The sequence below is a fragment of the Streptomyces cyaneochromogenes genome, assembly GCF_003963535.1.
Taxonomy (GTDB): domain Bacteria; phylum Actinomycetota; class Actinomycetes; order Streptomycetales; family Streptomycetaceae; genus Streptomyces; species Streptomyces shaanxiensis.
On sequence record NZ_CP034539.1, the window covers coordinates 962829 to 981892 of the forward strand.

Annotated in this window: 19 protein-coding genes and 1 pseudogene; 9 read left to right on the top strand and 11 right to left on the bottom strand. The window is 73.1% G+C overall.

Translation table 11 applies throughout. The features are described from left to right. Window positions 1-15 precede the first annotated feature (15 nt). On the bottom strand, window positions 16-690 hold the full coding sequence (locus EJ357_RS04020) for a TetR/AcrR family transcriptional regulator (protein WP_175647304.1): 675 nt from the start codon (window positions 688-690) through the stop codon (window positions 16-18). A 100-nt stretch (window positions 691-790) separates the two neighbouring features. On the opposite strand from EJ357_RS04020, the gene EJ357_RS04025 reads away from it, so the two are divergent. Then, on the top strand, window positions 791-1354 hold the full coding sequence (locus EJ357_RS04025) for an NADPH-dependent FMN reductase (protein WP_126388665.1): 564 nt from the start codon (window positions 791-793) through the stop codon (window positions 1352-1354). Between the two features lie 56 nt (window positions 1355-1410). Here EJ357_RS04025 and EJ357_RS04030 read toward each other — a convergent pair whose 3' ends face one another. Then, a complete protein-coding gene (locus EJ357_RS04030) occupies window positions 1411-2316 on the bottom strand; it encodes a LysR family transcriptional regulator (RefSeq protein ID WP_126399184.1) in 906 nt (301 codons plus the stop codon). Between the two features lie 115 nt (window positions 2317-2431). On the opposite strand from EJ357_RS04030, the gene EJ357_RS04035 reads away from it, so the two are divergent. Further along, the gene (locus EJ357_RS04035) at window positions 2432-2650 is read left to right on the top strand and encodes a hypothetical protein (RefSeq protein ID WP_126388667.1); all 219 of its coding nucleotides are present in this window, start codon (window positions 2432-2434) and stop codon (window positions 2648-2650) included. Here EJ357_RS04035 and EJ357_RS04040 read toward each other — a convergent pair. Both EJ357_RS04040 and EJ357_RS04045 read right to left on the bottom strand, forming a co-directional pair. Beyond that, entirely contained in the window at window positions 2626-3507 is an 882-nt protein-coding gene (locus EJ357_RS04040) for an LLM class F420-dependent oxidoreductase (RefSeq protein ID WP_126388669.1), read from the bottom strand. The genes EJ357_RS04035 and EJ357_RS04040 overlap by 25 nt on opposite strands. Window positions 3508-3703: 196 nt before the next feature. After that, window positions 3704-3922: pseudogene (locus EJ357_RS04045) on the bottom strand (TerC family protein); the annotation flags it as partial. A 260-nt stretch (window positions 3923-4182) separates the two neighbouring features. Here EJ357_RS04045 and EJ357_RS04050 point away from each other — a divergent pair. After that, window positions 4183-5157 (top strand): alpha/beta hydrolase, encoded by a 975-nt coding sequence (locus EJ357_RS04050; protein ID WP_126388671.1) that lies wholly within the window; start codon window positions 4183-4185, stop codon window positions 5155-5157. A gap of 370 nt (window positions 5158-5527) precedes the next feature. Beyond that, entirely contained in the window at window positions 5528-6520 is a 993-nt protein-coding gene (locus EJ357_RS04055; RefSeq protein ID WP_126388673.1) for a helix-turn-helix domain-containing protein, read from the top strand. A gap of 24 nt (window positions 6521-6544) precedes the next feature. Here the strand turns inward: EJ357_RS04055 and EJ357_RS04060 are convergent, their stop codons facing one another. Further along, the gene (locus EJ357_RS04060) at window positions 6545-6898 is read right to left on the bottom strand and encodes a hypothetical protein (protein ID WP_126388675.1); all 354 of its coding nucleotides are present in this window, start codon (window positions 6896-6898) and stop codon (window positions 6545-6547) included. Window positions 6899-7045: 147 nt separating this feature from the next. Between EJ357_RS04060 and EJ357_RS04065 the strand changes: the two genes are divergently transcribed. After that, window positions 7046-7504 (top strand): MarR family winged helix-turn-helix transcriptional regulator, encoded by a 459-nt coding sequence (locus EJ357_RS04065; RefSeq protein WP_126388677.1) that lies wholly within the window; start codon window positions 7046-7048, stop codon window positions 7502-7504. Between the two features lie 129 nt (window positions 7505-7633). Beyond that, window positions 7634-8827: a CaiB/BaiF CoA transferase family protein gene (locus tag EJ357_RS04070; RefSeq protein ID WP_126388679.1), complete on the top strand. Its 1194-nt coding sequence runs from the start codon at window positions 7634-7636 to the stop codon at window positions 8825-8827. 21 nt (window positions 8828-8848) lie between these two features. Here the strand turns inward: EJ357_RS04070 and EJ357_RS04075 are convergent, their stop codons facing one another. Continuing rightward, window positions 8849-9556, bottom strand: coding sequence for an SDR family NAD(P)-dependent oxidoreductase (locus EJ357_RS04075; RefSeq protein WP_126388681.1), 708 nt, complete (start codon window positions 9554-9556; stop codon window positions 8849-8851). Between the two features lie 101 nt (window positions 9557-9657). On the opposite strand from EJ357_RS04075, the gene EJ357_RS04080 reads away from it, so the two are divergent. Together EJ357_RS04080 and EJ357_RS04085 are read left to right on the top strand one after the other, a co-directional pair. After that, window positions 9658-10494, top strand: coding sequence for a helix-turn-helix transcriptional regulator (locus EJ357_RS04080; protein WP_126388683.1), 837 nt, complete (start codon window positions 9658-9660; stop codon window positions 10492-10494). Between the two features lie 99 nt (window positions 10495-10593). Then, a complete protein-coding gene (locus tag EJ357_RS04085) occupies window positions 10594-11493 on the top strand; it encodes a hypothetical protein (RefSeq protein WP_126388685.1) in 900 nt (299 codons plus the stop codon). Between the two features lie 26 nt (window positions 11494-11519). Here EJ357_RS04085 and EJ357_RS04090 read toward each other — a convergent pair whose 3' ends face one another. The 4 genes from EJ357_RS04090 to EJ357_RS04105 all read right to left on the bottom strand — a co-directional run bounded on the left by EJ357_RS04090 (window position 11520) and on the right by EJ357_RS04105 (window position 16316). Beyond that, window positions 11520-12392, bottom strand: a complete 873-nt coding sequence (locus tag EJ357_RS04090) for a fructosamine kinase family protein (protein ID WP_126399186.1) — start codon at window positions 12390-12392, stop codon at window positions 11520-11522. Window positions 12393-12454: 62 nt separating this feature from the next. Then, window positions 12455-12910 (bottom strand): (2Fe-2S)-binding protein, encoded by a 456-nt coding sequence (locus EJ357_RS04095; protein WP_126388687.1) that lies wholly within the window; start codon window positions 12908-12910, stop codon window positions 12455-12457. Window positions 12911-12932: 22 nt separating this feature from the next. Beyond that, a complete protein-coding gene (locus EJ357_RS04100; protein WP_126399188.1) occupies window positions 12933-15029 on the bottom strand; it encodes a xanthine dehydrogenase family protein molybdopterin-binding subunit in 2097 nt (698 codons plus the stop codon). A gap of 120 nt (window positions 15030-15149) precedes the next feature. Continuing rightward, entirely contained in the window at window positions 15150-16316 is a 1167-nt protein-coding gene (locus tag EJ357_RS04105; protein WP_126388689.1) for an FAD-dependent monooxygenase, read from the bottom strand. 196 nt (window positions 16317-16512) lie between these two features. Between EJ357_RS04105 and EJ357_RS04110 the strand changes: the two genes are divergently transcribed. Then, on the top strand, window positions 16513-17097 hold the full coding sequence (locus tag EJ357_RS04110) for an AMIN-like domain-containing (lipo)protein (protein WP_126388691.1): 585 nt from the start codon (window positions 16513-16515) through the stop codon (window positions 17095-17097). 53 nt (window positions 17098-17150) lie between these two features. On the opposite strand, the gene EJ357_RS04115 is transcribed toward EJ357_RS04110, so the two are convergent. Next, window positions 17151-18920 (bottom strand): helix-turn-helix domain-containing protein, encoded by a 1770-nt coding sequence (locus EJ357_RS04115; RefSeq protein WP_126388693.1) that lies wholly within the window; start codon window positions 18918-18920, stop codon window positions 17151-17153. Window positions 18921-19064 lie beyond the last annotated feature (144 nt).

Consider the following 19064-nt stretch of genomic DNA (forward strand, 5'->3'; position numbering starts at 1 on the left):
AGGGTCCTCGCCTCGTCACACCTCCGTGCGCGTCACGCGGGCGACCAGGTCGAGCCAGCCCTTCTCCAGCCGCTCCATGGGCATGCCGCACTGCCTGGTCAGGTGGTTGACCAGCGCGGGATCGAGAAAGGCCATGAGCGGCCGCGCGAGGAGCTCGTGGTCGGCGCCCGGCAGGATCTGCCGCAGCAGCACCGTGACATGGGTGTGCAGCGCGCGGTACGAGGGATGGGAGAAGCGGCGGGTCGGCTCCGGCTGGGCGGCCAGGTGCAGGTCCAGCTGCTCGGCCGAGCGGTAGAGCACCGCGACGCCGAACGCCCGCAGCCGCTCGACCGGCGGCGCACCGGGGCCGAGCGGCGGGGGCCCGCCGAGGAAGTCGGCCTGCAGCTTCTTCGCGGAGTGGTCCAGCAGCGCCGTCAGCAGGCCGGTGCGGTCGCCGAAGCGGCGGAAGACCGTGCCCTTGCCCACGCCCGCCGCCGCGGCCACCGCCTCCATCGTGACACCGGCCGCGCCGTGCTCCGCGATGAGCCGGGCGGCGGCCTCCAGCAGCCGGGCGCGGTTGCGGGCCGCGTCGGCGCGCAGGCAGGGCTCGTCGGGGGCGGAGCCGACCTCCAGCAGCTGAGGCGTGTCGAGTGGCTCCTGAGGCTTCGGGAAGGGCGGCAGGTCGGCGGACATGAAGCCAGCGTAAAGCATCGGGAATGTAACTGGACCTCGGTCCGGTTAAGGTGCTAGAAACGTAAACGGACCTCGGTCCGGATCGTAACGGCAGTGTTTCAGCATCCTTGGAGTTCGCATGTCTGTTCGCATCCTCGCGCTCGTCGGCAGCCTTCGTGCCGGTTCGCACAACCGCCAGCTCGCCGAGGCGGCCGTCAAGCTCGCTCCCGAGGGCGCCGAGGTCGTGCTCTTCGAGGGCCTGGCCGAGATCCCCTTCTACAACGAGGACATCGACGTCGAGGGCAGCGTCCCCGCCGCCGCCACCAAGCTGCGTGAGGCCGCGCTGGCCTCCGACGCGTTCCTGCTCTTCTCCCCCGAGTACAACGGCACCATCCCGGCCGTGCTGAAGAACGCCATCGACTGGCTGTCCCGCCCGTACGGCGCCGGCGCCTTCGGCGGCAAGCCGGTCGCGGTGGTCGGCACCGCCTTCGGCCAGTTCGGCGGCGTGTGGGCGCAGGACGAGACCCGCAAGGCCGTGGGCATCGCCGGCGGCAAGGTGCTGGAGGACGTCAAGCTGTCCATCCCCGGCTCGGTGACCCGCTTCGCCGAGACCCACCCGGTCGACGACGCCGAGGTCGCCGCCCAGCTGACCGAGGTCATCGCACGCGTCCACGGCAACGCAGGCGAGACGGTAGCCGCCTGACCGGACGGCCGGTACCCCGCAGAGGCTGGAGCCCTGGGCTCCAGCCTCTTGTCGTGTCAAGCCACGGCCGTGGGCGCCAGCTCCCGCAGCTCCTCCAGCGCCGCCGCCACCGCGGGGCGTTCCCGGCAGCCCCGGCGCGTGCAGATGAGCAGCTTGCGGTGCGGGTCGCCCGCGCAGCGCACGCGGGTGATCGGCAGGTGCGGGGGCAGCCGGGCCAGCCTCGGGACGAGGGCGACGCCGAGGCGTTGGGCGACCAGGTGGGCGGTGACGTTCCAGTCCAGGGCGTGGTGGATCACGTTCGGGGTGAACCCGGCCGCCCCGCACGCCGACATCACGTGCGGACGGCAGGGACTGTCCGGCACCGGCGCGATCCAGTCCTCGTGCGCCGCCTCCGCGAGGTCGCTTCGCTCGCGTCCGGCCAGCGGGTGGTCGTCCGGGACGACGAGGTCGTACGGGTCGTCCAGCAGCGGCCGCTGATCGAAGCGGGCGTCGCTCAGCGGCGGGTTGTGCGGGGTGACCTCCGCCACCGCCAGGTCGACCGCCCCCTCGAAGAGCAGGTCGAAGCTCTCCGGTACGCCGGTCTCCTGGATACGCACGGACAGCCTCGGGTGCCGTTCCCGCAGCCGTACGGCCATGGGCGCCAGCAGCACCGAGACGGCCGTGGAAAAGCCGCACACCCGCAACTGCCCGGAGGGTGCGCCGTACTCGGCGCGCAGTTCGTGTTCGGCCTCCTCCCAGCGGGCCGCGATCGCGTCGGCGTGCGCCAGCAGGCCCTCGGCGGCCGCGGTGAGGCGCACCCCACGACCCTGCGGTTCCAGCAGGTCGACGCCCAGTTCGCGGGCCAGCTGGCGGATCTGCTGGGAGGCGGCGGACGGGGTGAAGTGCAGGGCGTGGGCGGCCGCGGTGACCGTGCCGTAGTGCGCCACGGCCCTCAGCACGTGCAGTCGGCGCAGGTCAATCATGAAGCCCACGCTTCAAGGTGAGGTCCGGAAAGTCAACCTGGACGTGTACGAAAGCGCGCCGCACCCTTGGTTGTGTCGCGACGGTCGAATCAACCACCAGGTACGAGGAGTCGCCATGACCAGCACGACCGGCACCGCCTGCCCGCACTGCGGGTGGCCCGACGGCGCCGAGCCCTTCCAGGTGCTCTCCCGGCACAGCACGGCGGCCGGTCACACGGTGTGGACGCGGTGCGGCTGCGGATCGCTGCAGATGCGGGTGGTCGACGGCCGCGGGGCGCGGGTCGTCTCCCGCAGCCGTCCCGCCCAGGCTCAGTCGAGCTCGGCCAGCCGCTGAACGGCCGGGGCCACGAAGCTCTCCATCCAGGCGGAGGTCTCCCCCAGGCGCGGGGAGAGGATCACCGTGTCGATGCCGAGCTTCGTGTAGCCCGCGATGTCCCGGGTGAACGCGTCGAGGTCGCCCTCGGTGGCCGGGTCACCGCCGTAGGCGACGGTCTTGCGGATCGCGTCGTAGTCGCGTCCCTCGGTGTCGCAGTGGCCGCGCAGCACGTCGAGCTTGTGCCGGACCTCCTGCGGGGAGGTGGTGAACAGGTTGCACGCGTCGCCGTACCGGGCCACCAGCCGGAGCGTCTTCTTCTCACCGCCCCCGCCGATCATGATCTCGGGGTGCGGGGCGCTGAGCGGCGCCGGCACACAGAGGGTCTCGGCGAGCCGGTAGTGCTTGCCCTCGAAGGGGCCGTCGGTCGTCGGGTCCCACATCTGGAGGCAGATCCGCAGGGTCTCCTCCAGCCTCTCGAAGCGCTCGGCGACCGGCGGGAACGGCACGCCGAGTCCCTCGTGCTCGCGGCCGTACCAGGCCGCGCCGATGCCGAGGGTGGCCCGGCCGCCGGACAGCACGTCGAGCGTGGTGGCGATCTTGGCGAGCAGGCCGGGGTGGCGGTAGGTCACGCCGGTCACCAGGGCGCCGAGGCGGATCGTGGAGGTGTGGGCGGCGAGGAAGCCGAGCGTCGTGTACGCCTCCAGCATGGGGTCCTCGGCGCCGTCGTTGAACTCCATCTGGAAGTAGTGGTCCATCACCGACAGCCAGCTCACGCCGGCCGCCTCGGCGGCGCCGCCCGCCGCGGCGAGTTCGGCGCCGAGCGCGGGGCCTCCTCCGGAATGGTCGAACCGGTTGATGTGCACACCGACCCGCATGGCCTGTCTCCGTTCACCCGGACCGTTCACCGACCTCGACGACGCTAGTTCTTCGAGCGCTCTCGAAGTCAAGGCCGCTCGGCCGGTCGGGCGTAGCGGGCGAGAGGTTGGCGGCGGCGCTCATCACCGCCTCCGCTTGCCGTTCTCGGTGATGAACAGCTTGGTGCCGTGGTAGCGGTCGGCCACGCCGAAATGCGGTGATGCACCCGGAGAAGAACTCGCCCGTGGGTCCGCCACCGCCGTAGATGTACAGGCCGAGGCCGAACACGCAGGCCAGGACGATCCAGACGACCGTCCACGTCCCCGCTTCCCGGATGGACACGTCGTGCGGCTTGCGGCCGATGAAGAAGTCCACAGCGCCCAGCGCGCACAGGGCCACGATGGTCAGCAGCCAGACGGAGAGGGAGACGTTCACGGGTGTTACTACTGGTGCAGGTGGGGGTCATGACAGAGTTGTCGCCTTTCGGGGATTCCTTCCGCCCAGGGCGGGTGAACAACGGGTCATGTCCTGGCAAGCTCCAGGTCACGAGGGTGCCACCCGCCGGACGGCGGGCAGGTTCCGCCGAACGGCGGCCTTCCGGGCGCGGCCGGTACGCGGATCATGGCCGCAGAGCCGCCGGCACGTGTCCCTCCGTGTGAGGACTGGGCACACGCGCCCCTGTGTGAGGAGAAACCATGACCCCGGTTCCGCCCCCGTTCGATCCCGAGCTCGCCGCCGCCCTGGAGCTCATCAAGGACGTGATCTCACCCGCCCTGACGATGGACGAGATAGCCGGGATCCGCCAGGGTCCGGGGATCCAGATGCTGGCCCAGCTGGACCTGACCATGGACGGCTTCTTCGAGGTCGAGGACCGGACGGTACCCGGGCCCGAGGGCGCGCCCGAGATCTCGCTGCTGATCTGCCGGCCGGCCGCCGCCGCGGACGCGGGTCCGCGGCCCGTGATCTACCACATCCACGGCGGCGGCATGGTCATCGGCAACAACCGCGTCGGGGTGGACGTGCCGCTGTCCTGGGCGAAGGAGGTGGACGCGGTCGTGGTGTCCGTGGAGTACCGCCTGGCGCCCGAGGACCCCTACCCGGCGCAGATCGATGACGTGTACGCCGGTCTGGAGTGGACGGCGAAGCACGCGGCCGAGCTCGGTGGCGACCCGCAGCGGATCGTGGTCGCCGGTGCCAGCGCGGGCGGCGGGCTGTCCGCGGCGCTCGCCCTGCTGACCCGGGACCGCAAGGGCCCGGAACTGATCGGCCAGCTGCTGATGTGCCCGATGCTGGACGACCGCAACGACACCCCGTCCGCCCACCAGATGGCGGGCCTCGGCGTCTGGGACCGTACGGCCAACGAGACCGGCTGGACGGCGCTGCTCGGTGAGCGCCGCGGCGGCCCCGACGTCCCCGCGTACGCGGCACCGGCCCGCGCCGAGGACCTGACCGGACTGCCCCCGGCCTTCCTGGACGTCGGCTCCACGGAGACCTTCCGCGACGAGGTCGTCGCCTACGCCTCCCGGATCTGGCAGGCCGGCGGGGTGGCCGAGCTGCACGTGTGGCCCGGCGGCTTCCACGGCTTCGACGGCTTCGCCCCCCAGGCAGCACTGTCGCAGGCGTGCCGGTCGGCGCAACTGGCTTGGCTGAAGCGGCTGTTGGGCGGCTGACGGGCCGGGGGCCGCGTGGGGGCGGCGCGGTGGGCGACGGGCGGCGGCGGTGGGCGGTGGGGCAGGCTGGGCGGCGGCCGCTCTCGGAGTACGCACCACACGAACGCGAACTCCCCGCCCCCGCCCATCACGCACGCCTTTCGGCCCCGACGACCGGGGCGGCCGCCGCCGAGACGGCGTCCGTGCTGCCCCCCCCCCCCCGCGCCCCACGCCTTGGGCCTCCGCACCCCACCGACCGCCACTCGCCCGCCCCGTCGGACGACCGCAAACTCCCCTCCACACGCCCCTGACTCCCCGCCGCTCCCCCTCGGCCTCTTCTCCACTCACCCTCACCCTCCCCATCCCCGCCCCCATACCGCACCATGGGCCTATGAAAGAGCTGGCCGGACGCCTGACCGCGCTCGATCCGGACGCCGGGGCGGCCGTACGGGTCATCGCCTACTTCGATCGGCTCGCCGAGGCGCGGGCCGGGCTGGAGGCGCTGGTGCGTGGGGCCGCCGTGCTGGCCGGGGTGCCGGCGCGGCTGGTGGACGTGGAGCGGCGGGTGCATGTCCGGGTGGAGGCCGACGGGGCGCGCCGGGAGAACGGGATGCCGGTGGATCCCGCCTGGCCGTCCGCCGCCCTGACGCCTGGCGGCGATCCCGCGCTGTGGCTGGAGCGGGCCGAGGCGGCGGAGCCGAGTGTCGTCGACGCGGTGATCCTGGAGCGGGCCGCCGGTGCCGTACGGCTCGTGCTCGACCGGACGCGCGGGCGTGCGCCGGCCGATGACCCGGCGCTGGTCGAGACCGTCCTCGACGCCACGGCGCCGGAAGCGGCGCGGCTGCACGCGGCCCGCCGGCTCGGGCTCGACACCGCCGCACCGGCCCGCGTACTGGTCCCGCTCGACGGCCGCCCCCGTATCGTCCCCGCGCATCCGGCCGCCGAGCCGCCCGACGGCCGGGTGGGTGTGGGTTCCGCCGTCCCGGTGCTCGACCTGCCACGCTCCTGGGCCCAGGCCCGCGTCGCGCTCCGCTTCACGGCCGAGGGCACGGCACAGGATCCCGGACCAGGCGTCGTCCACGCCGACGAGCTGGGCGGCATCGCGCTCCTCGCCGACCTCGTCGTACCGGGCGCCGAGCCGCCGCCCGACGTACAGGCCCTGGAAGCGGCCGCGGCGGCCGCGCCCTGGCTGCTCGCCACGCTGCACGCCGTCGCCTCGACGGTGAGCCTGCGGGCGGCGGCGGCCGAGATCAACGTCCACCACTCCACCCTCCAGGAGCGTCTCGCCCATGCCGAGCACCTGCTGGGCTGGCCGCTGCGCACACCACAGGGCAGGTTCAGGCTGGGCCTGGCGCTGGCGATGCGGCACCTGGCACGGCCCTGAGGGCGGTGCCGCGGCGGGCCGCGGTCAGCGGAACTCGTGCACGACCTCGATCGTGCCGACGATGTGGGCGTTGAACTCGTCGAGCTCCTCGGCGGGCACCCACAGTTCGAGGATCGTCGCGCCGCCCGCCTGCCGGACGGGGTAGCGGCGCAGGAACTCCGAGTCGACCTCGAACCGCGTCACGAAGCCGGCGCCGTCGTACTTGACGTTCCAGTCCCGGGCGATCCTCACCGCGTAGTCCTCGTTGAGCACCGGGTAGAAGATCGGCTGCTCGGGAAGCCTCGGCGGCCAGGCACGCCAGTCCAGCTCACGGACCAGGTCCAGTTCCTTGGGGCCGGTGGGTCGCCAGAGGGTGGTCGTCGAGGGCGTGTTGATCATGGCGGTCGACGATACCCACGGCCCGGCACGTCGGCCACGGAGTTTCCCCCGTGGTGCTTGCAGGCGCGCTCTACCCGCATTCGCTGGAAATTTCACGGATGCCCTATCCTGGAGGACACTCACATCGCAACGGAGGACACCGGCGCCATGACCGCCACGGACCCCGCGCTGACCGCCCTCGCCCAGGGCTGGTGCGCCCTCTCCCTGCTGCACGGCAGGATCGAGGCACACATCGAGCGCGCCCTGCAGGCCGGCCACGACCTCAGCGTGCGCGAGTACTCCCTGCTCGACGTCCTCAGCCGCCAGCACGACGGCGAAGGCGGCCACCTGCAGATGAAACAGGTCGCCGACGCGGTCGTCCTCAGCCAGAGCGCCACCACCCGCCTCGTCACCCGCCTCGAGGACCGCGGCCTGCTCTCCCGCTACCTCTGCCCCACCGACCGCCGCGGCATCTACACCGACGTCACCCCAGCAGGCCTCACACTCCTCGAAGAAGCCCGCCCGACCAACGAGGCCGCGTTGCGCGAAGCCCTCGACGAGGCCGCGAAGAATCCCGAACTGGCTCCGCTGGTCAGGGCCGTGGAGACCCTCCGCGTCCCCGCCTGAGGCGGCCCGGCACCCTGGGTCACACAGCACGCACCCCCACCGACACCGCGCCGAGCTGCACGAAGTCCCGTCCTGACGACCATGGGCCCCATTGACGCGATCTCCATGGTGCCCGTACACATGGCCCCTATGAGCGCGCCCCACCTTCCCCTGTCCGGCATCACCGTGGTCAGCCTCGAGCAGGCCGTGGCCGCCCCGTACGCCACCCGGCAGCTCGCCGACCTCGGCGCGCGCGTGATCAAGGTCGAGCGGCCCGGGGACGGGGACTTCGCCCGCCGGTACGACACGACGGTGCACGGGCAGTCCAGCTATTTCGTCTGGCTCAACCGGTCCAAGGAGTCCCTCACGCTGGACCTGAAGGCCCCCCGGGGCCGGGAGATCCTGCACCAACTCCTCGACGGCGCCGACGTGTTCGTACAGAATCTGGCGCCCGGCGCCGCCGACCGCCTCGGCCTGGGGGTCGAGGTGCTGCGGGAGCGGTGGCCGCGGCTGGTCCCGTGCACGATCTCCGGGTACGGGACGTCGGGTCCGTGGGCCGACCGGAAGTCCTACGACCTGCTGGTGCAGTGCCAGACCGGCCTCGTGTCGCTGACCGGAACCGCCGACGAGACCGCGCGCGTCGGCATCTCCGTCGCCGACATCGCCGCCGGGATGTACGCGTACAGCGGCATCCTCACCGCCCTGTTCACGCGCGCCGCCACCGGTACGGCCCACCCGGTGGAGGTGTCCCTGTTCGAGGCGCTGGCGGAGTGGATGGGCCAGCCCGCCTACTACACGCGCTACGGCGGCACCCAGCCCGCGCGTCTGGGCACCCAGCACCCCACCCTGGCTCCGTACGGCGCCTATGCGGCGGCGGACGGCCGCGAGGTGCTGTTCTCCATCCAGAACGAGCGCGAGTGGGCCGCGCTGTGCGCCGAGTTCCTGGCGCGGCCCGAGCTGACGGACGACCCGCGCTTCGCCACGAGCTCCGCCCGCGTCGCCCACCGCGACGAGCTCAACGCCGTCGTCGCCGAGCGCTGCGCCCGCTCCGGCGCCGAGGAGGTCCTCAAGGACCTGGAGTCCATCGGCATCGCCTGCGCGGGGGTCAACGACGTCGCCGCCTTCCTGGACCATCCGGTTCTGGCCGCCCGCGGCCGCTGGACCGACGTGGCGGTGCCCGGTGGCGCGACGGTGCAGGCCCTGCTGCCGCCGGCCGACCTCGCGGGACTGCCCGCGCGTATGGACCCGGTGCCGGGGGTGGGCGAGCACACCGAGGCGATCCTCGCCGAACTGGGGCGCAGCGCCGAGGAGATCGGGGCCCTGCGGGCCGACGCCGTCGTCTGAGGGTCCGGGCGGGGCCCGGTGTCACCAGGGAATCGGCCCGTTGACGTCGACGTAGCCACCGGTCGGGCCGTCGGGGCCGGCCTGTGCCATGCGGACGATGATCTCCGCGCCTTGCTCGACGGTCTGGGTGCCGGTACGCCCGTTGAGGTCCGTGGCGGTGAAGCCGGGCTCGACGGCGTTGATCCGCATGGCCGGAAACGCCTTGGCGTACTGCACGGTGATCATGTTGACCGCCGTCTTCGAGGCCGGGTAGGCGATGGCCTGATAGAAGTGCGCCGGTGAGTCCGGGGCGGAGAGCCCGGCCAGCGAGGCGAGGCCGCTGCTCACGTTCACCACGACGGGGGCGGCGGATCGCTGGAGCAGCGGCAGGAAGGCATGGGTGACACGGACGACACCGAAGACGTTCGTCTCGAACACCGTCCGCATCTCGTCGGCGGTGGTGTCCGCGGCCGCGGGGATGCCGTTGTCCTCGCCCCGCACCTCGATGCCGGCGTTGTTGACCAGGACGTCGAGCCCGCCCGCTGCCTCGACGGTCTTCACGGCGGCCTGGACGGAGGCGTCGTCGGTGACGTCCAGCTGGACGAACCGGGCGCCGAGCCGATCGGCGGCATCGCGGCCCCGCTCGGCGTTCCGGGCGCCGATGTGGACCGTGTGACCCGCTTCGACGAGTCGACGGGCGGTCTCGAAGCCGAGTCCCTTGTTCGCTCCGGTGATCAGTGTTGTCGTCATGCCCTCAGCGTCCTGCGCGGCCCGGCGGTCAGCCAGCCGTCCCGTCTTCCTGGGACCGCGGGTACCAGGCACGCGTCGGCCCGACGGTGTTCACTGGGGCCATGACGGCGACGGAACTCGGACAGGCCCTGCGTCGCTGGCGCGACCGTGTCACGCCCGATTCGGCCGGTCTGCCCTCGGGTGGGCATCGGCGTGCGGCGGGACTGCGCCGTGAGGAACTGGCGCTGCTGGCCGGGATCTCGGTCGACTACGTCACGCGCCTCGAACAGGGCCGGGCCAGCAATCCGTCGGGCCAGATCGTCGAGGCCCTGGCCCGGGCGCTGCGGCTGTCGGCGGACGAGCGCGCCCATCTGTTCCGGCTGGCGGACCTGGTGCCGCCCGGCCCGGACACGGTTCCCGCGTACATCACTCCCAGCGTGCAGCGTCTGCTGGACCGGCTGAACGGCACCCCCGTGGGGGTGTACGACGCCGCCTGGACACTGCTCATGGCCAATCCCCACTACGCCGCGCTGATGGGGGACCCCTCCGGCCGGCGCGGCTTCGAACGCAACGGCGTGTGGCGCGCCTTCCTCGGCCCCGCCGGCCGGGTACGGCAGAGCCCGCAGGAGAGGCGGGCGTTCCAGGCCGCCATCGTCGCCGATCTGCGCGCGACCGCGAGCCGTTATCCGGCGGACCCGCAACTGAAGCTCCTCATCACGGAGTTGCGGACACACAGCCCTCGCTTCGCCGCACTGTGGGAGACCGGCACGGTCGGTCGGCACGAGACCGGCCGGAAGGTCATCGAGCACCCGCAGGCAGGTCCGCTGACGCTGGACTGCGATGTCCTCGCCGTGGCGGGCAGCGACCTGCGGCTGATGGTCTACACGGCCGCCCCCGGCACCGAGGACGCGGAACGCCTCGCGCTGGTCGCGGTGCTCGGCACGCAGTCACTGGTCTGACCGAACGCGGCGGGCCGGCCGTGCGTCACAGTGTCGGGGCGGCCACGGCACCGCCCCTCCCGCACCCGCTCACCCGTCGCCGTCCGTTCGGGGGGATCCATGCGAACGACCACTTCACGCACCGTCCAGCTACTGATCGCGCTCGGCCTGCTCGCCGCCGGGTGCGGCACCGGCACGGCGGGCTCCGACGAGTCCGAACCGGCGCCGGACACCAGCCCCCGTGCCCTCAAGGTGGCCAAGGCCTGGGACGGTTCACCGGCCGCCGAGATCTGGCACAAGGGCTACTACCCGATGGCGGACGCGGTCCAGCTGCCCGAGGACGCCTTCCACAACGCGGCCGACAAGGAGGCGTACATCACCGACAACTTCGTGCTGCGCGGCGACCTCCCCGAGGCGCCGACGAAGACGGCGGAGGTGACATGGCAGAGCGGCGGATCGCTCACCCTGCCGCTCATGAAGGCCCGGGAGGCGTACGAGAGGGTGGCCCGCAGCAGCGGCCCCCCGCCGCACCTCACCGTGACCGGGGCGAAGCTGGGCGAGACCACGCTGGCCACCAGTCGCGGTCCGGCCACCGTCCCGGCGTGGCTGTTCACGATCGAGGGCTACGACACCCCGCTCAAGCGCGTCGCCCTCGACCCGTCCAAGCTTCCCGAGCCGCCGATCGGGCCGGTCGGGAACAGCCCCACCGACGGTCTGCGGGAGCTCAACGAGCTGGTCGAGGTGGCCAAGGACGGCCGCTCCGTCACCGTGCACGCCTTCCACGGGTCATGCGACGACGGACCCCGAGTGGACGCACTGGAGACGGACGGCAGCGTGGTCCTGTCCGCCTACGTCGTCGACACCAAAGACGACGGCCTTCCCTGCACGGACGACCTGCGCACCAGGAAGGTGACGGTCCAGCTTGACCGCCCGCTCGGCGACCGCATCCTGCTGGACGCGTTCACGGGCCGTCCCGTGCCGCACGGGAACCTCACCGGGCCCTCCCCCAGCTGGCGTTGACCAAGTCGCTCACGGGCAGCGGGTCGTCAACGGCTGGTGGCGGACTCGGCCGCCGCGAGGGCTTGTTCGGCGTAGCCGCGGCCGAAGAGCACGGCGTGGACGAGGAGCGGGAACAGCTGGTGGAGGCCGATCCGGTCGGTCCATCCGTCGGCGAGTGGTGCGGCCTCGTGATAGGCGGCCAGGATCCGGTCCAGGTGGGGGCAGCCGAAGAGGTGGAGCATGGCCAGGTCGGTCTCGCGGTGGCCGCCGTGCGCGGCCGGGTCGATCAGCCAGGCGTGTCCGTCGGCGCCCCACAGGACGTTGCCGTTCCAGAGGTCGCCGTGCAGCCGGGCGGGCGGCTCGGCGGGGCCCGCCAGTTCGGGGAGCCGCTCGCAGACCCGCTCGATGACGGGCGCCTCCTCGCTGCGGAGCGTGCCGGCGTCGACCGCGCGGCGCAGGTACGGCAGCACCCGGTGCTCCGCGTACCAGCGGGGCCAGTCGGGGCCGGTGACGTTCCTCATCGGGGCGAGGCCGATGTACGCGTCCTCGGGGCCGCCGGGCGGTGGGGCGCCGAACGCGGGTGCGCCGGCGGCGTGCAGGGCGGCAAGTTCACGACCGAGGCGCTCCGCCGCCGCGGCGCCGGGCCGGCCGGTGGCCACCCGGTCGGTGACCAGCCACTGCTCGTCGTGGCCGTGCACGGCGGGGACGCGGACCGTGCCGGCGTCGGCCAGCCAGCGCAGTCCCGCCGCCTCGGCCCGTGCGGCACGGTCGCCCTCGCCGCGCTTGACCATCACCACCCGGCCACCGTCCAGGGTGACTTCGGCGAGCGCCCCGGAGAGCCGGCGTTCACCGGTGGCCGGGAGTCCGGTGAACCGTGCCGCCGCGGACCTCGGGCCCTCGAAGGAGTTGTGCACGGCCATCAGGGTACGGCGGCCCTCGGCGCCGCTGAAGTCACCCGGTCCTGCTCCGGGTGTCACCCTGGTCAACTGTCGGCGGCGGCCTTCTTGATCGCCTCGCGGATCCGTGAGTACGTGCCGCAGCGGCAGACGTTCTCGATGCGGTCGATGTCGGCGTCCGTCGGCCGGGGCGTCTTCTTCAGGAGGGCCGCCGTGGCCATGATCTGGCCGGGCTGGCAGAAGCCGCACTGGGCGACGTCGCAGTCGAGCCAGGCCTGTTGCACGGGGTGCAGGCGGTCGCCGTCGGCCAGGCCCTCGATGGTGGTGATCTCACGGCCGGCGCAGTCGGCGACCGGGACGACGCAGGGCTGTATCTCGTCGCCGTCGAGATGGCTGGTGCAGGCGCGACAGGCGCCCACGCCGCAGCCGTACTTGGGGCCGGTGACGTTCAGCAGGTCGCGCAGCACCCACAGCAGCGGCATGTCGGCGGGGGCCTCGACGGTGACGCGCTTCCCGTTGAGGGTGAAGGAGTAGGAGGGCATCGGTACCTTCTCGGGACGTGGCTCAGAAGTCGAGGGGGAAACGGCGCGGCTTGGTGCCGGTGGCCCGGGCGTAGGCGTTGGCGACGGCGCCGGCCGCGGCCGGGACGCCGAGTTCGCCGGCTCCGCCGGGGTCGCGCCGGGAGGGCATGATGTGCGCCTCGAAGTGCTGCGGGGCGTGCCGCTGGCGGGCGTAGTGGAAGTCGGCGAAGCTGCTCTCGCGGACTGCGCCCCTGTCGATGTGCAGCCCGGCCCGCAGGATGGTGGAGATCCCGTCGACGGCGGTGCCCATGAGCTGGGCCTCCAATCCGCGCGGGTTGACGGCCGTGCCGACGTCGGCCGCCATCACCACCTTGGTCACCCGGGGGTTCTTCGGATCGGCGGCGTCGATCTCGACCAGACAGGCCACACAGGAGCCGTACTCCTCGTGGACGCCCACCCCCTGGGCGTGGCCGCGGGGCATGGTCCGGCCCCAGTCCCCGGCCTTGGCCACCTTGTCCAGTACGGCCCTGACGGCCTTGCTCCGCAGTGTCGTACGGCGGAAGGCGACCGGGTCCTTGCCCAGGCTGCGGGCGACCTCGTCGACGACGATCTCCTCGGCGGTGCGCACCGTGCCGGAGTCGACCGAGCGCCAGGCGCCCAGCGGTATCGCCAGGCCGACCGAGCCCGAATCCCCGGACAGGCGCCCGAAGTTGTACAGGCCGCTGTCACTGGGGAGTGGGGCGGCGGCGGGGGCGCGCACGGCGGAGCGGGCGCCGCCCTGAGTGGACAGGCCCTGCTCGGAGGACTCGTCGACCGAGGCCGTGGCGTGGGCGAAGGCCACCACCCGGCCCTGGGCGTGGCTGGCCCTGATCCGGTGGTGGGTGGCCGGGCGCATTCTGCCGTGCCGGATGTCGTCGGCCCGGCTCCACATCAGCTTCACCGGCCGGCGTGCCTGCTTGGAGATGAGGGCCGCCTCGATCGCGGCGTCGTAGTTCAGCCGGCGTCCGAACGAGCCGCCGCCGCGCAGGACATGGACCCGGACCTTCGATGCGGGCAGGCCGATCCTCGCGGCGATGTCCTCGCGCGCGGACTGCGGTGTCTGGGAGGAGAACCAGATCTCGGCGCGGTCGGCGCGTACGTCCGCCACGGCGGTGAGCACCTCCATCGGCGCGTGGCTGACGAAGGCGAACTCGAACTCGGCCTCCGTCTGCGCCGATCCGCGCGGCGGGGTCTCCAGCTTCGGTACGGCGGCGCGCAGCCGGGAGCGGATCTCGGTGTCGGAGAGGTTCGCGAGGGGGCCGGGCGCCCACTTGATACGGAGCGCGTCGCGAGCCTGGAAGGCATGGTGGAAGGTCTCCGCGACCACGGCTACGCCGCCGTCGATCCGGACGACCGCGTGCACGCCGGGCATGGCGCGGGCCGCCTGGGAGTCGACCGAGACGACCTTCCCACCGATCGTCGGCGGCCGCGCCACTACCGTCGGCCTGGCTCCGGCCGCCGTGAGGTCGCCGGTGTACTTCGCCTTGCCGGTGACGATGTCGCGGGCGTCGATGCGGGTCGCCGGCCGGCCGATCACCCGGTGCTTGGACGCGGGCTTCGGGCTGGTCGACACGGCCGGGCGCGTGATCCGGGCGGCGGCCCTGGTCAGCGATCCGAAGGTGGCCGAGCGGCCGTCCGGTCCGAAGACCGTCGTGTCCCGGGTGCGCAGGGTCCGCGCGGGGACGTGCCACTGGCGGGCCGCGGCGGTCACCAGCTTGGCGCGGGCGGTGGCGGCCAGGTGCCGGGCCGGTCCGTACAGCGAACTGACCGAGTTGGAGCCGCCGGTGAACTGGTTGCCCTTGCTGCGGGCGTCCGCGAGCGGGATGTCGACGTCGGCGAGCCGGGCGTCCAGCTCCTCGGCGATCATCATCGCGACGGCGGTGGTGACGCCCTGGCCGACCTCGACGCGCGGCAGCCGTACGACGACCCTGTTGGCCGGGGTGACCTCCAGGACCAGCATCTCCTCGTCGGTGCCGGTGACCAGGACGTCGGAAGCGCCACGGGCGCCTGCCGCGGCTTCCTCGGCGCCCTGTGCGGTCGAGCCGTCGCAGCCGAGCGGTGCCGCGACGGTCAGGGTGGTCGCCGCCAGCGAGTACACCACGAACTGTCGACGGGACAACTGACTGGCCAACAGACGCTCCTCTCCGAGAACCCGGGATGGTTCGACCTGTATGAGGGGCGGGTGTACGCCGGGGTTGCGCCGGTTGGCCGGTGCATCGATCTACGGGCCGAGCCGCGCGAGGTCGCTGCCCCACTCCAGGTGTCGTACGAGCTCGTCGTCGCCCGGCCGGTTCCCTCTCGCGCCCCGGCCGCCGGGACCTGACGGGGTGTGGGTGCCGCGGGATATGTTGCCGCTGACCGTGATGTTGTCTTCCACGCGGGGGCGGCGCAGGGTTTCGTAGAGCGCGAGCGCGGCGTCGGTGTCCGGCGCGTCCCGCAGGGACTTGGCGAGGATCACGGCGTCCTCCAGTGCCATGGACGCGCCCTGCCCGGTGGCGGGGGACGCCGCGTGGGCCGCGTCGCCGATGAGCAGGGCGCGGCCGGAGCACCAGGGTGTCCCGGTGGGGAGTTCGGTGGCGTTGGTGACCATGAGCCGGTCGGGGGTGGCCGCGACGAGGTCCGCGGCCGGGGTGGTGTCCTTGCGCAGGAGCGGCAGCAGCAGGTCGCGCCACCGGGCGGGGGTGCCGTCCGCGAGGGCGTCGGCGGACAGGGGTCCGTCGGTGACGCGCGCGAACCAGTAGGTCTCCCCCGCGGGCGACACCGCGTACCCGAAGGCGACGGAGCTGCCGCGCACCATGGTGATGGTCTCGCCCTCGGCGGCCGCGGGGGCGTCGTCCGTGTAGCCGTAGAAGACGTACTGTCCGGCGTAGTCCGGGCTTGTGCCGGGGGCGATGAGCCGGCGGACCGTGGAGTTCAGGCCGTCGGCGCCGATGAGGAGGTCACCGGTGGCCGTGCTGCCGTCGGCGAAGTGGGCGGTCACGCCGTCCGTGCCGTTCTCGACCGACACCAGGCGGGCGCCGTGCCGGATGCCGATGCCCCGGCGCGTGACCTCGGCCTGCAGGGCGGAGTTGAGGTCGCCGCGCCGCAGGCACCGGTACCGCAGGTGTGCGGTGCCGGCCTCGCCGAGCGGCACCTGGGCCACCTCGGCGCCCGTGTCGTCGAGGACCCGCATCGAGGTGAGGGGGAAGCCGATCGCGGTGACCGCGGCCGAGGCGTCGACCTCCGCCAGAGCCCGCATGCCGTTGCTCGCGAGGGTGAGGAACGCGCCGATGTCCTCCGCGGAGTCCGGGTGCGCCTCATACACCTCGACCTCTGATCCGGCCTTGTGCAGCGCGAGCGCCGCTCCCGCACCGGCGATCCCGCCCCCTACGACAATCAACCGCGTCACATCGCCCCCCGGCCGCGCCTACGACCCCTGCCGGTCGTCGCCGTCCTTCGTGGAACGTCCCAGGTCCGGCCCGGGTTCCCGAGCACGTCGCACAACCGCCTGACCGGGTCGGAAGACCGAACCGGAATGAGTGCAACCATTCCGTCAACCCGAATGTCTCCCCTAATATCAGACACATCACCTCCCGGGGGACGTAATGGGACGAAAGAGAGCCGCATGGGCGACGACGGTCGCGCTCATCGCCGCAACGGTGGGCGTGGCGGCGGTCCCGGCCGATGCCACCACGACCAGCACCACACAGGCCACGGCCTGCCCCACCGGCTGGGGCAGTCTGGCCAAGACCCGCTCCGCCGCCACGTCGGAGTCGGTGACGAACATCAGGACCGGCCGGCACGCCTGCTTCGACCGCATGGTCGTCGACGTCCCCGGCGCGGGCACCAGCGGCCTCGGCTATTCCGTCAGGTACGTCAGCCGCCTCTACCAGGACGGTTCGGGCAACTACATCCCCGTCGGCGGCGGAGCCGTCCTGGAGGTACGGGTGGCCGCCCCGGCCTACGACGTCGACACCGGTAAGCCCACGTATCCCGTGCGGGCCGGTCAGCGCCTCGCCGGCGTGGACCTCACGGGCTACCGCACCTTCAGGGACGCCCGGTTCGCCGGCAGCTTCGAAGGGGACACGCAGATCGGGCTCGGCGTCCGGGCACGGCTGCCGTTCCGGGTGTGGGTGGCGACCGACCGGGTCGTGGTCGACGTCGCGCACAACTGGACCGGGGCACGCTGAGGCCCTGTGGACCGGGGCACGCCGAGGCCCTGGCGGATACGGATTGGGCAGGATCAGGGGTTCGGGGCGGGCAGGGCGTCCCGCCCCTGATACTCCCGCAGCTTCCGGTAAAGGGTCGCCCGGGCGATCCCCAACGCCGCTGCGGCGCGTGCCTTGTTGCCGCCGTGGCGGCGCAACGCCTCCAGGATCGCGGCCCGTTCGGCGAGCTCCATCGGGCTCAGGCTGCGTCCCGCGGGTCCCTCCCGGACGGGATCCGGCAGTTCGCTCCGTCGCACGGGTCCGAAGACCCGGCGCTGACTCGCGAGCGCCCGTACGAGGTGGGCGAGTTCGGTGACGTTCCCGGGCCAGGGATGCTGCTCCAGCGCACGCAGCGCGTCCAGCGTCCAGGTCAGCGGCGGGCTGCCGGGGGCCGGCCCGGGCGCCAGAGCGGGGAGCAACTCCCTGATGTCCCCGGGACGTTCACGCAGGGCGGGCAGCGTCACCGAGCGGGCCGCGAGCGTGTCGAGGAGGCGCTGCAGGCAGGGGCCGGGCGAGGTTCCGGGCGTGTACGTGACGACCAGGTGGGCGTCCGGGCTCTCGTCCAGGAGGGAGTTCAGGGCGGCGACGTCCGGCTGGGCCAGCCGCTCGGCGTGGCGCAGCAGCAGCGGGCGGCCGCCGGCCCTCCCCCAGGCTTCGGCCGAGGGGATCCCCGCCTCGCCGTGCTCGGCGTCCTTGAGGCCGAGTTCGGGTGACTCGGCGGCGTCCACGACCAACGGAGCGGCGTCGTCCAGGAGTTCGAGAGCGAGCGTGGTCTTGCCCGTTCCGCGCTCGCCCACCACGAGCAGGGGCCCCGCGGTACGGGCCAGGGCCGTCGCCCGCGCGACCGCGTGCCGCCACGGCACCGAGCTCCCCACCAGCGAGCCCGCCGGGCGCGGCGGCCGCGACGGCACCGACTCCGAGGGGCGAGCTTCGAGTACGGCGACCAGGCCGAGGGCCCGGCCTTCATGCCGTACCGGAGTGATCTCGACGCCGCACCCGGCGTCCTCGGGCAGCGAGATCTCGTACGACTCCCCGCTCCCCCACGCCCGCGCGCCCCGCTCCAGCGCCTCCAGCACCTGCGGCGAGGCCAGACGCGCCGCCGCCTCGCTGACCAGGCGGTTACGGCCGTCCAGCGCGACGACCGCCCGCTCGCGCCCGCGCACGGCGCGCTCATAGGCGTCGAGCAGCACGCGTTCCGCGGTACGCGCGCGTGCCCGCAGTTCCGCCTCCACCGCCGTGGCCGCCGCTTCGGCGAGGGCGGCGCCGGGGTGCGGTCGGCAGCCGGCGCACAGGCCCGAGGCGACCGTCACCGTGCCGAGTACCTGGCCGGTCTCCGGGGAGAGCAGCGGCACACTGACCGCGGAGACGTCCTGCCACACGTCGAGGAAGTGCTCGGGGCCGTGCACCTCGGCCCGGCGCCGGGTGCGCAGGGCGAGCGCGGCGCTGTTGTGGCCGACCTCCCGCTCTGACAGGTCGCGGCACGCGTCGTCGCCGGGCGCGCTGCCGGCCGACCACAGCACCCTGAGCCGCTCGTCGGTGAGCAGAAGCGCGGAACTTCCGGCGTCGAGGGCCGGGGCGAGGCGGGCGAGCACCGGGCGCGCCGCCTCCAGCAGGGGGGAGGCGGCCGGTTCGGCCAACTCCCGTGCGGGGCCTTCGAGATCGGGCCGTACGCCGAAGAAGCGGGCGCGCCGCCAGGCCGCGACGACGTCGTCCGGCACGCCGTCCGGGAGCGGGCGCCCCGCCAGGAACCGCTGGCGGGCCTGGCGGAGCGGGGCGAGGGCAGGGGGATGTTCCACGGTGGTCATGGCGTCCCTCACCGTATCGGGGGCGTCGCGGACGCGGCGACGGTGGGCTGTCTCGTATTGAGACACCCATGTCCGGCCGTGTCGCTCCATGATCTTGAAAGGTCGGAGTCCGTCCTCGATCTCGTCTCACTCCCTGCCGTCTCA

Bases quoted from the DNA above. Each gene is read 5' to 3' on its own strand.
- EJ357_RS04050 (WP_126388671.1), top strand. From the start codon at position 4,183: ATGACCCCGGTTCCGCCCCCGTTCGATCCCGAGCTCGCCGCCGCCCTG.
- EJ357_RS04095 (WP_126388687.1), bottom strand. From the start codon at position 12,910: ATGCCCTCCTACTCCTTCACCCTCAACGGGAAGCGCGTCACCGTCGAG.
- EJ357_RS04025 (WP_126388665.1), top strand. From the start codon at position 791: ATGTCTGTTCGCATCCTCGCGCTCGTCGGCAGCCTTCGTGCCGGTTCG.
- EJ357_RS04020 (WP_175647304.1), bottom strand. From the start codon at position 690: ATGCTTTACGCTGGCTTCATGTCCGCCGACCTGCCGCCCTTCCCGAAG.
- EJ357_RS04065 (WP_126388677.1), top strand. From the start codon at position 7,046: ATGACCGCCACGGACCCCGCGCTGACCGCCCTCGCCCAGGGCTGGTGC.
- EJ357_RS04035 (WP_126388667.1), top strand. From the start codon at position 2,432: ATGACCAGCACGACCGGCACCGCCTGCCCGCACTGCGGGTGGCCCGAC.
- EJ357_RS04075 (WP_126388681.1), bottom strand. From the start codon at position 9,556: ATGACGACAACACTGATCACCGGAGCGAACAAGGGACTCGGCTTCGAG.
- EJ357_RS04060 (WP_126388675.1), bottom strand. From the start codon at position 6,898: ATGATCAACACGCCCTCGACGACCACCCTCTGGCGACCCACCGGCCCC.
- EJ357_RS04115 (WP_126388693.1), bottom strand. From the start codon at position 18,920: ATGACCACCGTGGAACATCCCCCTGCCCTCGCCCCGCTCCGCCAGGCC.
- EJ357_RS04090 (WP_126399186.1), bottom strand. From the start codon at position 12,392: ATGGCCGTGCACAACTCCTTCGAGGGCCCGAGGTCCGCGGCGGCACGG.
- EJ357_RS04085 (WP_126388685.1), top strand. From the start codon at position 10,594: ATGCGAACGACCACTTCACGCACCGTCCAGCTACTGATCGCGCTCGGC.
- EJ357_RS04040 (WP_126388669.1), bottom strand. From the start codon at position 3,507: ATGCGGGTCGGTGTGCACATCAACCGGTTCGACCATTCCGGAGGAGGC.
- EJ357_RS04070 (WP_126388679.1), top strand. From the start codon at position 7,634: ATGAGCGCGCCCCACCTTCCCCTGTCCGGCATCACCGTGGTCAGCCTC.
- EJ357_RS04110 (WP_126388691.1), top strand. From the start codon at position 16,513: ATGGGACGAAAGAGAGCCGCATGGGCGACGACGGTCGCGCTCATCGCC.
- EJ357_RS04030 (WP_126399184.1), bottom strand. From the start codon at position 2,316: ATGATTGACCTGCGCCGACTGCACGTGCTGAGGGCCGTGGCGCACTAC.
- EJ357_RS04080 (WP_126388683.1), top strand. From the start codon at position 9,658: ATGACGGCGACGGAACTCGGACAGGCCCTGCGTCGCTGGCGCGACCGT.
- EJ357_RS04055 (WP_126388673.1), top strand. From the start codon at position 5,528: ATGAAAGAGCTGGCCGGACGCCTGACCGCGCTCGATCCGGACGCCGGG.